The 14284-nt window shown below is 54.3% G+C and carries 16 protein-coding genes and 1 pseudogene; 7 read left to right on the forward strand and 10 right to left on the reverse strand.

All coding sequences use genetic code 11. The features are described 5' to 3' along the window. Window positions 1–30: 30 nt before the first annotated feature. Genes HC231_RS00810 through HC231_RS00820 form a run of 3 tightly spaced genes read right to left on the reverse strand, consistent with a single transcriptional unit; the run spans window position 31 to window position 3067 of the window. Complete coding sequence (locus HC231_RS00810; protein WP_208229305.1) at window positions 31–1920, reverse strand: ABC transporter ATP-binding protein; 1890 nt, start codon at window positions 1918–1920, stop codon at window positions 31–33. Window positions 1921–1940: 20 nt separating this feature from the next. Continuing rightward, window positions 1941–2906, reverse strand: coding sequence for an N-acetyl-D-Glu racemase DgcA (gene dgcA, locus HC231_RS00815; protein ID WP_208229306.1), 966 nt, complete (start codon window positions 2904–2906; stop codon window positions 1941–1943). Window positions 2907–2908: 2 nt separating this feature from the next. Next, window positions 2909–3067 carry a hypothetical protein gene (locus HC231_RS00820; protein ID WP_208229307.1) on the reverse strand — a complete coding sequence of 53 codons (159 nt, stop codon included), beginning with the start codon at window positions 3065–3067 and terminating at the stop codon, window positions 2909–2911. Between the two features lie 210 nt (window positions 3068–3277). Here HC231_RS00820 and rph point away from each other — a divergent pair. Beyond that, a pseudogene (gene rph / locus HC231_RS00825) lies at window positions 3278–3993 on the forward strand (ribonuclease PH). Window positions 3994–4137: 144 nt separating this feature from the next. Further along, the gene (gene pyrE / locus HC231_RS00830) at window positions 4138–4779 is read left to right on the forward strand and encodes an orotate phosphoribosyltransferase (RefSeq protein WP_208229308.1); all 642 of its coding nucleotides are present in this window, start codon (window positions 4138–4140) and stop codon (window positions 4777–4779) included. A 256-nt stretch (window positions 4780–5035) separates the two neighbouring features. Here the strand turns inward: pyrE and slmA are convergent, their stop codons facing one another. From slmA to coaBC, 3 genes are all read right to left on the reverse strand, one after another. Beyond that, window positions 5036–5632, reverse strand: coding sequence for a nucleoid occlusion factor SlmA (slmA, locus tag HC231_RS00835; RefSeq protein ID WP_208229309.1), 597 nt, complete (start codon window positions 5630–5632; stop codon window positions 5036–5038). A 119-nt stretch (window positions 5633–5751) separates the two neighbouring features. Then, entirely contained in the window at window positions 5752–6210 is a 459-nt protein-coding gene (gene dut / locus HC231_RS00840) for a dUTP diphosphatase (RefSeq protein WP_208229310.1), read from the reverse strand. Next, window positions 6188–7453 carry a bifunctional phosphopantothenoylcysteine decarboxylase/phosphopantothenate--cysteine ligase CoaBC gene (gene coaBC, locus HC231_RS00845; RefSeq protein ID WP_208231176.1) on the reverse strand — a complete coding sequence of 422 codons (1266 nt, stop codon included), beginning with the start codon at window positions 7451–7453 and terminating at the stop codon, window positions 6188–6190. The genes dut and coaBC overlap by 23 nt, the downstream gene beginning before the upstream one ends. Before the next feature lie 186 nt (window positions 7454–7639). Here coaBC and radC point away from each other — a divergent pair, with 186 nt between their 5' ends. The 5 genes from radC (at window position 7640) to HC231_RS00870 (ending at window position 11109) form a co-directional block, all read left to right on the forward strand. Then, a complete protein-coding gene (gene radC / locus HC231_RS00850; protein ID WP_208229311.1) occupies window positions 7640–8305 on the forward strand; it encodes a RadC family protein in 666 nt (221 codons plus the stop codon). Between the two features lie 237 nt (window positions 8306–8542). Further along, complete coding sequence (gene rpmB, locus HC231_RS00855) at window positions 8543–8779, forward strand: 50S ribosomal protein L28 (protein WP_208229312.1); 237 nt, start codon at window positions 8543–8545, stop codon at window positions 8777–8779. A gap of 11 nt (window positions 8780–8790) precedes the next feature. Further along, window positions 8791–8958, forward strand: a complete 168-nt coding sequence (rpmG, locus tag HC231_RS00860) for a 50S ribosomal protein L33 (RefSeq protein ID WP_004392084.1) — start codon at window positions 8791–8793, stop codon at window positions 8956–8958. Window positions 8959–9213: 255 nt separating this feature from the next. Beyond that, complete coding sequence (gene mutM, locus HC231_RS00865) at window positions 9214–10023, forward strand: bifunctional DNA-formamidopyrimidine glycosylase/DNA-(apurinic or apyrimidinic site) lyase (protein ID WP_208229313.1); 810 nt, start codon at window positions 9214–9216, stop codon at window positions 10021–10023. A 102-nt stretch (window positions 10024–10125) separates the two neighbouring features. Next, the gene (locus HC231_RS00870) at window positions 10126–11109 is read left to right on the forward strand and encodes a glycosyltransferase family 9 protein (RefSeq protein ID WP_208229314.1); all 984 of its coding nucleotides are present in this window, start codon (window positions 10126–10128) and stop codon (window positions 11107–11109) included. Between the two features lie 157 nt (window positions 11110–11266). On the opposite strand, the gene HC231_RS00875 is transcribed toward HC231_RS00870, so the two are convergent. The 4 genes from HC231_RS00875 to waaA all read right to left on the reverse strand — a co-directional run bounded on the left by HC231_RS00875 (window position 11267) and on the right by waaA (window position 14192). Next, on the reverse strand, window positions 11267–11743 hold the full coding sequence (locus tag HC231_RS00875) for an RES family NAD+ phosphorylase (protein ID WP_208229315.1): 477 nt from the start codon (window positions 11741–11743) through the stop codon (window positions 11267–11269). Further along, window positions 11743–12198, reverse strand: a complete 456-nt coding sequence (gene parS, locus HC231_RS00880) for a type II RES/Xre toxin-antitoxin system antitoxin (RefSeq protein WP_208229316.1) — start codon at window positions 12196–12198, stop codon at window positions 11743–11745. Before parS ends, HC231_RS00875 begins: the two co-directional genes overlap by 1 nt. Window positions 12199–12397: 199 nt before the next feature. Continuing rightward, on the reverse strand, window positions 12398–12877 hold the full coding sequence (gene coaD / locus HC231_RS00885; protein WP_048637014.1) for a pantetheine-phosphate adenylyltransferase: 480 nt from the start codon (window positions 12875–12877) through the stop codon (window positions 12398–12400). Window positions 12878–12914: 37 nt separating this feature from the next. Continuing rightward, on the reverse strand, window positions 12915–14192 hold the full coding sequence (gene waaA, locus HC231_RS00890) for a lipid IV(A) 3-deoxy-D-manno-octulosonic acid transferase (protein ID WP_208229317.1): 1278 nt from the start codon (window positions 14190–14192) through the stop codon (window positions 12915–12917). Window positions 14193–14284: the final 92 nt, after the last annotated feature.

Raw genomic sequence — 14284 nt, forward strand, 5'->3', positions numbered from 1 at the left:
GGTTAGCGATAGATATACGATAAAAGAGTGTTAACTCATGGGTTGGGCATCGGGTCCACTGTCCGCCACCCAATGGTGCGGCGCCACCTGTCGATAGCGCGTTTTGGCAACGCTCTCGCCGGCTTTGCGCAGCGGAGAGGGAATTTCACTGTCGTCAAGCTGGCGCGTACCGCGCCGAGCGGGATCGGCGACAGGGACGGACGCCAGCAAACGGCGGGTGTAGGGATGCTGCGGCGCGTTGAACACCGACTGACGCGGGCCGATTTCCACAATCTGACCGAGGTACATCACGGCGACCCGGTTGGCGATACGCTCGACGACGGCCATATCGTGAGAGATGAAAATCCAGGAGACGCCGGTATTTTTTTGCAGATCCATCATCAGGTTGACCACCTGCGCCTGAATGGAAACGTCCAGCGCGGACACGGCTTCATCGGCAATAATGACCTTCGGTTTCAGCGCCATGGCGCGGGCTATCGCGATGCGCTGACGCTGGCCGCCGGAAAATTCATGCGGATAACGGCGCGCGTGTTCAGGCTGCAGGCCCACGCTTTTCAATAACGCCTGCACCTGCGGCGTGGCCTCTTCCAGCGATTTCACCAGCCCGTGCAGCATCAGCGGCTCGGCGATGGTAAAGCCCACGGTGAGGCGCGGGTTGAGCGAGGCATAGGGATCCTGGAATACCATCTGGATTTCACGGCGCAGCGGTTGAAACTCGCTGTCTTTCATCAGGGAAATCTCTTGCCCCTGAAAATAAATGCTCTCAGCTTCGCTCTGCACCAGGCGCAGCAACGCCCGTCCGGTGGTGGATTTGCCGCAGCCGCTTTCGCCGACAATGGCCAGCGTTTCGCCCGGCCAGACGTTGAAGTCGATTTGCTCTACGGCATGAACATGGTGGGTAACGGCGGAGAAGATCCCGCTGCGCACGGGGTAGTAGACGCGCAGGCCGCGGATATCCAGCAGCGGGTCGGCGTCGTAGCGGGCCGTGATCTGTTCGCTATTATCATCGTCGGACTGCTGGCCGAGCAGCGGGAAGCGTTTCGGCCAGCTACTTTCACGCATATCGCCCAGCTTGGGCACGGCGGCCAGCAGCGAGCGGGTATAAGGATGCTGCGGCCGGGCGAAAATCTGCTCAACGTCGCCTTGCTCCACCACTTCGCCCTGATACATCACCACCACGCGATCGGCGATTTCCGCCACCACGCCCATATCGTGCGTGATGAACAGCACGGCCATATCGCTTTGCTGTTGCAGATCGCGCAGAATTTGCAGAATACGCGCCTGCACGGTGACATCCAGCGCGGTGGTGGGTTCATCGGCGATCAGCAACTGCGGATCGCAGGCCAGCGCCTGGGCGATCATCACCCGCTGGCGCATGCCGCCGGAAAGCGAATGAGGATAGCTTTGCATCACCCGATCGACATCGGCGATGCGCACCTTGCGCAGCAGTTCGCGCGCTTTCTTATCCGCGCTGGCCCGATCGCAAATATGGTGGTCGCACAGCGCTTCCGTTAATTGATCGCCGACTTTAAGCACCGGATTCAGCGACGTCATCGGCTCCTGAAAGATCATCGCCATTTCAGGGCCGCGTAGCCGGCGGCGCTGGTCGGCTTTCATATTCAACAGGTTATGCCGCTTTCCGTCGCGGGCGGTAAAATTAATGCTGCCCCGTTCAATGTTGGCGGCATCGGCCAGCAGGCCCATTACGGTTAACGAGGTGACGGATTTACCCGAACCGCTCTCGCCCACCACGGCGACCACTTCCCCTTTATTCAGGGCGAATGAGATGTCTTTCAGCGCCAGATGTTTGCCGGAGCGTCCGCTGAAGCTGACGCTCAAATCGTCGATTTCCAGCACTGGCCGGGACGCGCCACCGGGTGCCGTGTCGGCTACCGCGCCCGTTTGCATGATATCCGTCATTGTCACTCCGGTTGGTTGAGTCATAGCCAGATGCGGCCGAGGTTATAGGTCAGGTAAGGCGAACTGTCCGCCGCCAGCCAGATGGGACCGTCGAGATCGACATATTCGGCCGCCGTGGCGATCGGCAACGCGGCTTCCATCGCCATCGATGAACCCAGCATGCAGCCGACCATCACCTGTAGGCCGTAAAGTTGCGCTTCTTCCACCATTTTCAGCGCTTCGCTTATGCCGCCGCATTTATCCAGCTTGATGTTGATCATGTCGTAACGGTTGCGCAGTCCGGCGACGTCGCCGCTGTGGTGGCAACTCTCATCCGCGCAAATGGGAATGGGATGGGTAAAACGCAGTAAATCATCATCTTTGCCGGCAGGCAGGGGTTGTTCCACCATGGCGATCCGGTGGCGGGTCAGCGCATTAAACAGGCTGCCGAGATCCAGGCCGCTCCAGGCTTCGTTGGCGTCGATAATCAGTTTGGTGTCGGGCGCCGCTGCGCGAATGGCGGCGACTTTTTCCAGAATCAAATCGCGATCCAGCTTAATTTTCAGCAGCAACGTATTGCGGGAAACCGCGTCTGCGGCGGCGGCGGCCATATTTTCCACGCTGTCGAGGGAAAGGGTTTCCGCGGTGATGACGGATTTCGGCGGCTGAATGTCGAGGCATTGCCACAGGGTCTGTTTTTTCAGCGCCGCCTTGAGTCGCCACAGCGCGCAGTTCAGCGCGTTTCTGGCGGCGCCCGGCGGTAAATGGGTTTGCAGTTGCTCGATACTGAGGCCGTTTTCCACCGCTTCGGTGATGCTGTTAAGCTGCTGGCAAACGCTCTGCGCCGATTCGCCATAGTGCGGCGTCGGCGTACATTCGCCCTGGCCGATGAATCCCTGTTCTTCCAACGTGACCCGAACGACGGTGACGGCGCTGCGGGTGCCGCGGGAAATGGTGAAAGGTCGCGCTAAAGGCAGGTTTACCGTTTCGATTTGCATATGGCGCATGATTAACCTTGCCCCCGGAACTGTTTGACGCTGCTACCGATGGCAATGCGTTGCGAAAAACCCATAAGACGCGGATGAGACGTGGCGGCGGCCGGCGTGGTTAACGCCGGAAATTGAGGCTCTTCACTGAAGAGCGGCAGGTAAGGTCGTAGGATCGACATGACGCTTTTCTCATCAATGGGTAGGTGATGATTAAGAATATTCCACGCGGTTTTGGCGTTGACGAATACTTGTTCATCGGTAGGGTATAACCTGAGGTTATACCCCCGGCTGGATATGCCTTTTGGTTATTGTCGAGGGGCAAGGTAGGCATTGCGCCGCTAAGGTCGTATAATGCGCGCCAGTCAACATTTACCCGCCGGAGATGATCCATGCGCCCTACAGGCCGAAGTGCACAGCAAATACGCCCCCTTAAATTAACCCGCCATTACACCAAACATGCCGAAGGGTCTGTTCTGGTTGAGTTCGGCGACACCAAAGTTTTATGTAACGCTACGGTTGAAGAGGGTGTGCCGCGCTTTCTGAAAGGGCAAGGCCAGGGTTGGGTTACCGCCGAATACGGTATGTTGCCGCGCGCTACTCACAGCCGTAACGCCCGTGAAGCGGCGAAAGGCAAACAGGGCGGACGGACGATGGAGATTCAGCGTCTGATTGCTCGTTCGCTGCGGGCGGCCATCGATCTGAAAGTGCTGGGCGAGTACACCATCACGCTGGATTGTGATGTGTTACAGGCGGATGGCGGTACGCGTACCGCGTCGATTACCGGCGCATGCGTGGCGCTTGCCGATGCGTTGAACAAGATGGTCGCCGACGGCAAGTTGAAAAAGAACCCGATGAAAGGCATGGTGGCGGCGGTATCGGTTGGCATCGTCAACGGCGAAGCGGTCTGCGATCTGGAATATATTGAGGATTCCGCCGCGGAAACCGACATGAATGTGGTGATGACCGAAGACGGCCGCATGATTGAAGTGCAGGGCACCGCAGAAGGCGAGCCTTTTACCCACGAAGAGTTGCTGTCTTTGCTGGCGCTGGCGCGAGGGGGATTGAGAACATCATCCAGGCGCAGAAAGCCGCGTTGGCCGATTGATTTTTTAAACCGACAGTCCCATTTGTTCCATCGGTCATCCCGCCCGCTGCCGCGCGGATGACGATGGCGCTATGCGCGGGGACGGCGGAAAACGGGCACAGACCAGCCACGATCAATTCACTCACGATCTCAGGAGATGCAGTAATGAAAGCCTATCAGCGCCAGTTTATTGAATTTGCGCTCAGCAAGCAGGTATTGAAATTCGGTGAATTTACGCTGAAATCAGGGCGCATCAGTCCCTATTTCTTTAATGCCGGATTGTTCAATACCGGGCGGGATCTGGCGTTGCTGGGACGCTTTTATGCAGAGGCGCTGGCGGATTCGGGCATTGCGTTTGATTTGCTGTTCGGGCCGGCTTACAAAGGCATCCCGATTGCCACGACCACCGCGGTGGCGTTGGCCGAGCACCACGATCGCGACCTGCCATACTGCTTTAACCGCAAGGAAGCCAAAGATCACGGCGAAGGCGGCAATCTGGTGGGAAGCCCGCTGCAGGGACGGGTGATGCTGGTTGACGACGTTATCACTGCGGGCACGGCGATCCGCGAATCAATGGAAATTATTGCCGCCCACGGCGCTCAACTCGCCGGCGTCATGATTGCGCTGGATCGCCAGGAGAAAGGCCGTGCCGACATTTCCGCGATTCAGGAAGTCGAACGGGACTACCAGTGCAAAGTCATTTCTATTATTACGCTGCGAGACTTAATCAGCTATCTGGCTGAAAAACCTGAATTGGCGAATCATCTTGCCGCGGTTGAAGCGTACCGCGATCGATATGGCGTGTGATCCGGTCTGAAAATCGTTACCGCGTTCTTTCAATAACTTCCCATCGTTCCCGTTATGGCTGCATAGGTTCCCGCCCATGCAGCCATAAGCCGCTGCGCAAGCGGCTCCCCGCCTGCTGACGCGAGGATGACGGAAATATATCCGATGGGCGTATGCCCACGTGGGACGAGGAAAGCGTAACGTTGCAGGAATAACGGATTGAGCAACATCGCCGCGGCGTGCGGCCAACTTGTGGCGTTCCGCCACAAGCGCGATGTTAATTCAGCTGTGCGGCCAGCAGCGGCCAACGGGTATCAAATTCCTGGGTTGGGCGATAGCGGAATTCAGAACGAATAAACCGCGAAAGCATGCCTTCGCAAAATGCCAGCAGCTGGCTGGCCAGCAGCGTTTCATCATGCTGAAAGCCTTTGCCGTCACGTAGCTTTTGCTCGCGCAGCACCTGGCGCAGTTGCGATTCGATACGCTCAAATAGCTGATTAATCCGGCCCTGCAACCGATCCTGTTCAAACATCAATGCGTGCCCGGTCAGAATACGGGTCAACCCCGGATTGCGCTCCGCAAACCCCAGGATAAGCAATAAAATCAGACGCAGACGGTTAAACGTTTCTTTTTCATCCTGCAGAATCAGGTTGATGCGGGTAGTCAGGCTATCCTCAATAAACTCGATCAGGCTGTCGAACATCCGCGTTTTGCTGGGAAAATGCCGATAAAGCGCGGCTTCTGATACCCCAACGTTCGCGGCCAGCTTTGCTGTGGTGATGCGTTGGCTGCCGTCGCTGGACTCCAGCATTTGCGCCAACGCCTGCAAAATTTCCTCGCGACGATTCCTTTTCGTATTTGCTTTTTCTGCCATGTATGAAAAGACCCTTGCTAAAAATTTGACGGACAAACACCCGCTAGCGCCATAGTCGCAATGATGCGCTATGGCTTATATGAATTTTTTACTATTGCCGGGTGATGGGCGAAGACGCGTCAGCTACGGCCCGAATGGCCGAAGCCGCCTTCTCCGCGTTCGCTGCTGACGAAATTGTCGACCAGATTAAACTCGACCTGAACGACCGGAACGATAACCATCTGAGCGATACGTTCGCCCGGTTCAATCGTGAAGTTCTGTTGACCGCGGTTCCAAACGGAAACCATTAATTGTCCCTGATAGTCCGAGTCGATCAACCCAACCAGGTTGCCTAACACGACGCCATGTTTGTGGCCCAGTCCGGAGCGCGGCAGAACCATGGCCGCCAGATTGGGGTCGGCGATATGGATCGCCAGACCAGTCGGGATCAATACGGTTGCTCCGGCTTTCAGCTCCATGGCCTGATCCATACAGGCTCGCAAATCCAGCCCGGCGGAACCCGGGGTAGCATAGGTCGGTAACGGGAATTGTTGTCCAATACGCGGGTCAACAATCTTAACGTCGATTTTTTTCATCATAACGGCTGACAATCTCGTCGATTAAGTTTTGGCCAAGAAGACGTTTATCGCATTGTGGTAACTGCTTGTCTCCGTTGCGCCAGAAAAGATGTAATGCATTGGTTTCACTATTAAAACCATGCCCGGAAAGGGAGACGTCGTTAGCGCAGATCAAATCCAGATTCTTACGCGCCAGCTTTTGCCGGGCGTATTCTTCCACATTCTGGGTTTCGGCGGCAAACCCGACGACATAAGGCCGATTTTCACTCATGGCGGCGACATCAGCGATAATATCCGGATTTTTTATCATGGCGACACTCATTTCATCACCCTGCTTTTTGATTTTTTCGCCGGCGATGTGTTTGGGACGGTAGTCCGCAACGGCCGCGCAGCCGATAACGATATGCTGTTGCGCCGCTTCCGCCATCACCGCCTGTTGCATCTCCAGCGCGCTGTCGACGTCGATACGCCTGACGTTGGCCGGGGTGGCGAGGTTAACCGGCCCGGCAACCAGCGTCACGTTCGCCCCTCTGTCGGCGGCGGCCTGAGCAATCGCAAATCCCATTTTCCCTGAGCTGTGATTGCTGATGAAGCGCACCGGATCCAACGCTTCCCGCGTCGGGCCGGCGGTAATCATAATATTCAGATGTTGCAGATCGTTGGCGGCGGTGAAATGGCGCCGGGCCAGTTCAATAATTTCCAGCGGATCAATCATTCTGCCGGGGCCGACGTCGCCGCACGCCTGGCTGCCGCTGTCCGGCCCCCAGATCGGTAAACCGCGCGCGGCGAGCGTGCGCAGATTATCCTGCGTTGGCGCGGCGCGGTACATCTGCTGGTTCATGGCCGGAACCACGGCGACGGGCGCGGATGTCGCCAGACAGAGGGTAGTCAGCAGGTCATTCGCCATGCCCGCGGCCAGACGCGCGATGAGATCGGCCGTCGCCGGAGCCAGAATAACCAAATCGGCCCATTTTCCCAGCTCGATATGACCCATGGAGGCTTCCGCCGCCGGATCGAACAAATCGTCTGATACCGGATGACCGGATACGGCTTGCAACGTCAGCGGCGTGATAAAGGACTTGGCGGCCTGAGTCATGACGACACGCACTTCGGCGCCGTTGTCGCGCAGGCGTCTCACCAGTTCGGGACATTTGTACGCGGCAATGCCTCCGCTGATGCCAAGCACGATGCGTTTGCCTGAAATACCTTTGCCGATAAGAGCTTTGTCAGAAGAGAGCCCGTTCGGGCTGGAAAGTGCCGTCATCATCATGGTCCGATAAAAACCCTAGAGAGGGCGTCATTTTATCATAACCTTGGCTCAGGAGATGAATCTTAAGAACGCTATCCGCTTCCCTGACAAAATTGCGAGCCGATTCGCAGCCTGTCGCGGCCGGCATCGCGCCTTGATTTGGGCCGTGTCATGATGTCGCTCTGCCGGAAAGGAGGCTTGATGGACTGGAGAGATAAGCAGGCGCCGCGGGAGAAATTGGTGAGTTTCGGGGCCGAAACGCTGACGGATACAGAGCTGTTGGCGATTTTCTTGCGTACCGGGATACGCGGCATGAACGTGATGCAGTTGGCGGAAAGTCTGCTGGCGCAGTTTGGCTCGCTCCATCAACTGATGTCCGCAGATCGGGAGGCGTTTTGCCGCGCGAAAGGCATCGGCATCTCAAAGTATGCGCAGTTAAAAGCGGTGGTGGAACTGTCGCGCCGGCTGTTTTCTTCCCGTCTGGCGGAAGAGAATGCGATGCTGAGCCCTGAAATCACCGGTCAGTACCTGCAATTATTGCTGTCCCGCCAGGAGCGGGAGATATTTTTAGTCATGTTTTTGGATAATCAGCATCGGGTTATTCGTCATCAGGAGATGTTTGCTGGTACTATTAACTGCGTAGAGGTATACCCGAGGGAAATTGTGCGTGAAGCACTGAAATCCAATGCCGCGGCATTGATTCTGGCGCACAATCATCCGTCCGGGAAAGCGGAACCCAGTCAGGCTGACCGTGCGATAACCGAACAAATTATTAAAGCTTGCCTGTTATTGGATATTCGAGTGCTCGATCATCTGGTTATTGGGCATGGTGAATACGTCTCCTTTGCCGAGCGTGGCTGGATTTAACAGATATTTCCGCGATCCAAAGGGATCTTTAGCTGTTCGGGACTTGAGCACTTACGCTTCAGAGCGTATACTACGCCACCTTTGAGAATCTTGGGTGTGGCGTTAAGAGCCTATCTCAGCAGGTTTACCCTGATGACGGAGTCTTTTCAGTGAAGTTGCTGAGATGGGCTCTAGAGCCTGACGAGGCGGCCATACCCTATACGAAGCTCGAGCTGATTTGATTTTTGGAGAATAGACATGTCCCGAGTCTGCCAAGTTACTGGCAAGCGCCCGGTGAGCGGTAACAACCGTTCCCACGCACTGAACGCGACTAAACGCCGTTTTCTGCCGAACCTGCACTCACACCGTTTTTGGGTTGAGGGTGAAAAGCGCTTTGTAACGCTGCGCGTATCCGCTAAAGGTATGCGTATTATCGATAAGAAGGGTATTGAGACGGTTCTGGCCGATCTGCGTGCCCGTGGTGAAAAGTATTAAGGAACTGAATCATGGCTAAGGGTGTTCGCGAGAAGATCAAGCTGGTTTCTTCTGCTGGTACTGGTCACTTTTATACCACCACGAAGAACAAGCGCACGAAGCCGGAAAAATTGGAATTGAAGAAATTCGATCCCGTTGTCCGTCAACATGTGATCTATAAAGAAGCTAAAATTAAATAATTTTAGCGGATTGCTAAAAACCCTGCTTCGGCAGGGTTTTTTTATGGCTGCCTGTCTCAATCATTATCTTTGCGCGGGCAGGTGCGGGTATGGTCGGCGCCGTATTCGCCGCTAAAGCCGTTCCCGGCTGCTGTTGCTTGTCCTGCGGGCCGCCGCTCCGCTCCGTTTAAAATCACTCCCGGTGATTTTTTACGGCGGCTCGATGCCATATATTGTTTTATGTTAATGTAATCAACGTGTTCCAGGAGCCGAGCCATGCCAGAATTACCAGAGGTTGAAACCAGCCGGCGGGGCATCTCGCCCTACCTTGTCGGCCATACCATTCTCTATGCCGAGGTTCGCAATTCCCGTCTGCGCTGGCCGGTTTCCAGCGAAATTTTATCCCTCAGCGATCAGGCTGTGCTGGGCGTTCATCGGCGCGCCAAATATTTGCTGATTGAACTGGCCGCCGGCTGGATAATTGTCCATCTGGGCATGTCCGGCAGTCTGCGTATCCTGCCTGAGTACATTGAACCGGGTAAGCACGATCACGTTGATTTGGTCCTGGATAGCGGCAAGGTTCTACGTTATACCGATCCGCGCCGTTTTGGCGCCTGGCTATGGACAGACAACCCGGAGGAAAGCTCCGTGCTTGCGCATCTGGGGCCGGAACCGCTAAGCGAGATATTTTCCGGCGATTATCTGTATCAGCGCTCGCGTGGGAAAAAAACGCTGGTTAAGCAGTGGATTATGGATAATAAAGTAGTGGTCGGCGTGGGGAATATCTATGCCAGCGAATCGTTGTTTACAGCCGGCATCCGGCCGGATAGGGCGGCGGGTTCGCTGCGTGAAGCCGAAGCGCATTTACTGGCCGAAACCATTAAACAGGTACTGTTGCGCTCCATTGAGCAAGGCGGCACGACCTTGCGCGATTTTCTCCAGTCCGATGGAAAACCGGGATATTTCGCTCAGGAACTTCAGGTCTACGGACGGGCGGGGGAGCGTTGCCGGGTGTGCGGAACGCCGATAGAAACGGCGAAGCACGGGCAGCGTAGTACGTTTTTTTGCCGGGTTTGCCAGCGTTAGCTAGTTCTCTATTGATGCTTATGGAATAAGCGGTTCTTTTTTGACTGCGATTTGCCGGATTGTTCCAAGTGATTAACTATAGATATTTGAAGGGTAGGTGATATGCGTCGTATATTGGTTATACGAATTGATTTTCTTGGCGATATGGTTTGTTCTACTTCACTTATTCATTCATTAAAACAGCGCTGGCCGATGGCCGAAATCCATGTTCTGGCGAATAAGTATAATGCGCCAATATTAGATCGAAACCCTGATGTTCAGGCTGTACATCACTATGTGTATAGTAAGAAATTTGAAAAGAACTGCCGGCCTGGAAGGCTAAACGCATTTATTGACCGTTTCAAACTGATTTGTAAGTTACGTAGCCTGAATTTTGACCTGCTTGTGATACCTAATGGCGGTATGAATAAAAGCTCTATTCAATTCGCCAAGTTTCTGAATGTCGGCGATTGCCGTTGGCATACGGAAGAAAGTGGATTTGATGATAGAATTGAATCGCATATTAAAGAACGTGTCATGCAGCATGAAGTTTTATCCGGCTATGAGTTAGTCCCGGAGTTAGGTTCGGTGGATATAAATGATTTGAAATTATATATCTATCCCGATAGCGCATTACAAAAAGAATGGACTGAAACTCTGGGGGAAAAGCGTAATCCCCGCGTCGGTTTATTCATATCGAATAAGTCGGATGCCCGACGCTGGTCATGGAGTAAATGGCATGATCTTTCATTAGAATATGGCGCGGCGGCTGATTTCGTTATTTTCCATGCTCCGGGGGATCGGCCCGCTAGCGAGCAATTGAAAGGCATCAACGCGCGTTGTGTATCAACGCATACCGTACCGGATTTAATCGCAGCAATGAGCCAATTGGATGTGATCGTATCAGCAGATAGCGCCCCGGTGCATATTGGCGCGGCCCTGCAGATACCTGTTGTCGCTTTATTTGAATCAAGGCCGGAAAAATATTTACGCTGGTATCCGTTAGGGGTTAAACATATTTTAATTCACGAAGGGCCTCGGGTTGAGGATATTCGCGTTGAGCCGGTAAAAGAGGCCATCGGCTTACTTCTAAAAGATATGCGCTAATCTACTTTTCCGGTTTGTTTCCGCGATAGCTAAGAATTTGGGGACAAATATGAGACGCCGGCGTGACTAACGGCTCCCTTAACCAGGGATGATGAAATAAATACCGCCCTTCCGAGGGCATAAGAAAACGCTTTCTGATGTCGGCATCAGATGGCGGTTATCCCTGCCGAATCAGGCGTGGATCGATAAAAAAGCTCTCTGTTGTAACGGAGTTAAGCGCAAGCGCCGCCGCAGGATGGGTTATATTAAGCAACGCATTCCACTCGCCGGTAATGGTGCTGGGAACCTGCAGCACAAGGCCATTCGCCGGATTGCCGAGCCATTCGTCGCCAATGCGTTGCGTGGAGTGGGGGGCGGGGTCGCTCTGCCAGTCATCCGGCAGCGCATTGCCATCCAGCGAAGAGACAAGCTCCTCGGGAACCAGAATTTTCAGCATACAGTATCCCTGGGCGATATCTTCGAGTTCGAGGTGTACCAGACTCTCCAAAACGCACAGTGCCTTAGTGCTGCCAAGATAAACGCAACTCCTTCCTGGGGAATTCCAGCGTCCGCCGTAAGTTCTTGCGCCATATCCATCAAAGGCCGTTGCCGCATACCGTTGTTTTACTAATCGATAGAAGCTTAGCTCGGCCATTAACTGATAACGCCGTACTCAATCTGACCGATAAGCGTCAGAACGGCTTCCGCCCCCGTTGGCGTGGAAAGCAGGTCGGCAGGTTTTTTCCCCCCAAGTCCCTTGGCTGGTTTATTCAGCCATTCCACCATTCGTTCCGAATTGCCGTTGAACAGCTGACTGGCTGCGGCAATCGTCCGGGCGAGCAGATAAATACGGGCGCTTTGCTCCGGAGAAAACCGTTTCTCCGGGCTTTTTACCCGCCGGTTGTATGTGGTCCGGTCGATACCCGCCATACGATAAAGCTGTTGCTCATCAAGGTGTATCAGATCCGCCATGTCTTTGAGCAGCGACACGTTCAACCCTTCCGTAATGCACTCATGAGCATCCACGGCCATTTCTGGTAGGTTCAGATAAACCATGAGCGATTTTGGCGCATGGTCTGGTGATTTGGGCGTGAAGATAGAAGTCGTCATATTGCCCTCCTGTTCATATGAACGAAATTATAGCGCATGTGAGCAGAAAATGCAGTGATGAATTTTTCTACTATTTTGACGGAAAGGAACTGATGGCTATTTATAGCGCGTTGCTAACGGGGGATTGCGCAGGGCAACGATGCTGGCTCGTTTACCAGCATACAACGGTGGGCATAATGGAAGCATTAAGGACTGGGATTCAGGCCAGTTTCTTTTTCAGCGCGGCAGCTATGGATTTGGGAAGAAAATGTGAGACATCGCCGCCGTGACGGGCAACTTCCTTAACCAGGGATGATGAAATAAAGGACCACTCTTCCGAGGGCATAAGAAACACGCTTTCTAATGTCGGCATCAGATGGTGGTTCATTTTCGCGAGTTGAAGCTCATACTCAAAATCAGAAACCGCGCGCAATCCGCGAACCAGAATGTTGGCTTTTTGGCGTTGCGCGAAATGCACCATCAGTTCGCTGAAGCCGATAACTTCCACGTTTGGCAAATGTTGAGTGACTCCTTTCGCCAGCGTCACTCGTTCATCAAGCGTAAATAACGTATTTTTGCTTGGGCTGGCGGCAATCGCCAGCACCAGATGGTCGAACATGCTTGATGCGCGGGTAAGCAGATCCAAATGACCGTTGGTTAGCGGATCAAAAGTACCGGGGTAAATGGCTTTAGTTGTCATGGCGTTCCTCTGCTTTTGCGCTCAATACCGCGGCTGATTAGTGAATCCGGGGCGGCAGATAAGGTTCCAGTAATGAAAGTAACTTCTGCAGAGCCCCTTGATTCTGATGTAATACCTCAACGGCGTGTCGGCCATAATAACGGCGGTAGTCTTCATCGGCGAGCAGATTTCCAACTTCTTTGGCCAGTGAGGCGGTATCGGTAACCGTAATCAGGCCGTCTGCTTGCTCAAGTTTGTTGCAGATATCTTTAAAGTTAAAAGTATGCGGCCCCATCAGCACGGGGATGGCGTGAGCGGCGGCCTCCAGCGGATTGTGCCCGCCGCGTTCGACCAGACTGCCGCCGACAAACGCCAGATCGGCGATGCCGTATAACAACATGAGTTCGCCCATGGTGTCGCCGACAATCACCTGCGTGTCGGCGGATGGCGGTTCGCCGCTGCTTCGCAAGATATAGTTGAACCCCAGGCTTTGCGTCAGCGCTTGCGTCGTGGCGAAACGCTCAGGATGGCGGGGAACCAGGATCAGCAGCAGATCGGGAAAGTTAGCCAGCAACTGGCGATGGGCCGCTAAAACAATGGCTTCCTCGCCTTCGTGAGTGCTGGTTGCGATCCAGACCGGCCGGTGCGGCGCCCATTGACGCCGAAGCGTCACGGCGCGGGCGGCCAGTTCCGGGGTAACGGAAATATCAAACTTGAGGCTGCCGGTGATCGCCAGGCTCGATCGCTTTAGACCGAGATCGATAAAACGTTCCCCGTCTTCCTGATTTTGCGCCGCCACCAAGGTGATACGCCGCAGCATCTGGCGGGTTAAGCCCCCTATTTTCTTGTAGCCGGCGGCGGAACGCGCCGACAGACGGGCGTTGGCAATCACCAAAGGAATTTTACGCTGGTGTAGTTCTGCAATCAGGTTCGGCCATAGTTCCGTTTCCATGATGATGACGACCTTGGGGCGAACCTGATTAAAGAAGCGCTTTAGGGCGCAGGGCAAATCATAGGGCAGATAAACATGATAAACCGAGTCGCCGAACGCCGAGCGTACGCGTTCGGATCCGGTTGGCGTCATGGTGGTTACGGTGATCGGCAGGTTAGGGTAACGATGCCGCAATGCCCTAACCAACGGGATAGCCGCCAGCGTTTCGCCCACGGAGACGGAATGCAGCATGATGCCGTCGGGTTTTACTTTCTCCGCGCAGAAACCGTAGCGCTCGCTCCAGCGTCTGCGGTATGCCGGAGCCTTACGTCCGCGCAACCACAGGCGAATCCATATCAATGGTTGGATTAGGTACAAAAGAACGGTGTAGAGGGCTTGTAGCATGGGTTTTTCAATTTTTGTTAGTGTTGAACGTAATATTATATAGTTGCGGTTATATTTTAACAATTCTATATGTTTTGACGTTTTTAAGTCGG

The organism is Brenneria izadpanahii (assembly GCF_017569925.1).
In the GTDB taxonomy this organism is placed as follows: Bacteria; Pseudomonadota; Gammaproteobacteria; order Enterobacterales; family Enterobacteriaceae; genus Brenneria; species Brenneria izadpanahii.

What these genes read in the sequence shown, in the direction of transcription:
- HC231_RS00810 (WP_208229305.1), bottom strand. Translation starts at nt 1,920, where the DNA reads ATGACGGATATCATGCAAACGGGCGCGGTAGCCGACACGGCACCCGGT.
- dgcA (WP_208229306.1), bottom strand. Translation starts at nt 2,906, where the DNA reads ATGCGCCATATGCAAATCGAAACGGTAAACCTGCCTTTAGCGCGACCT.
- HC231_RS00820 (WP_208229307.1), bottom strand. Translation starts at nt 3,067, where the DNA reads ATGTCGATCCTACGACCTTACCTGCCGCTCTTCAGTGAAGAGCCTCAA.
- pyrE (WP_208229308.1), top strand. Translation starts at nt 4,138, where the DNA reads ATGAAAGCCTATCAGCGCCAGTTTATTGAATTTGCGCTCAGCAAGCAG.
- slmA (WP_208229309.1), bottom strand. Translation starts at nt 5,632, where the DNA reads ATGGCAGAAAAAGCAAATACGAAAAGGAATCGTCGCGAGGAAATTTTG.
- dut (WP_208229310.1), bottom strand. Translation starts at nt 6,210, where the DNA reads ATGATGAAAAAAATCGACGTTAAGATTGTTGACCCGCGTATTGGACAA.
- coaBC (WP_208231176.1), bottom strand. Translation starts at nt 7,453, where the DNA reads ATGACGGCACTTTCCAGCCCGAACGGGCTCTCTTCTGACAAAGCTCTT.
- radC (WP_208229311.1), top strand. Translation starts at nt 7,640, where the DNA reads ATGGACTGGAGAGATAAGCAGGCGCCGCGGGAGAAATTGGTGAGTTTC.
- rpmB (WP_208229312.1), top strand. Translation starts at nt 8,543, where the DNA reads ATGTCCCGAGTCTGCCAAGTTACTGGCAAGCGCCCGGTGAGCGGTAAC.
- rpmG (WP_004392084.1), top strand. Translation starts at nt 8,791, where the DNA reads ATGGCTAAGGGTGTTCGCGAGAAGATCAAGCTGGTTTCTTCTGCTGGT.
- mutM (WP_208229313.1), top strand. Translation starts at nt 9,214, where the DNA reads ATGCCAGAATTACCAGAGGTTGAAACCAGCCGGCGGGGCATCTCGCCC.
- HC231_RS00870 (WP_208229314.1), top strand. Translation starts at nt 10,126, where the DNA reads ATGCGTCGTATATTGGTTATACGAATTGATTTTCTTGGCGATATGGTT.
- HC231_RS00875 (WP_208229315.1), bottom strand. Translation starts at nt 11,743, where the DNA reads ATGGCCGAGCTAAGCTTCTATCGATTAGTAAAACAACGGTATGCGGCA.
- parS (WP_208229316.1), bottom strand. Translation starts at nt 12,198, where the DNA reads ATGACGACTTCTATCTTCACGCCCAAATCACCAGACCATGCGCCAAAA.
- coaD (WP_048637014.1), bottom strand. Translation starts at nt 12,877, where the DNA reads ATGACAACTAAAGCCATTTACCCCGGTACTTTTGATCCGCTAACCAAC.
- waaA (WP_208229317.1), bottom strand. Translation starts at nt 14,192, where the DNA reads ATGCTACAAGCCCTCTACACCGTTCTTTTGTACCTAATCCAACCATTG.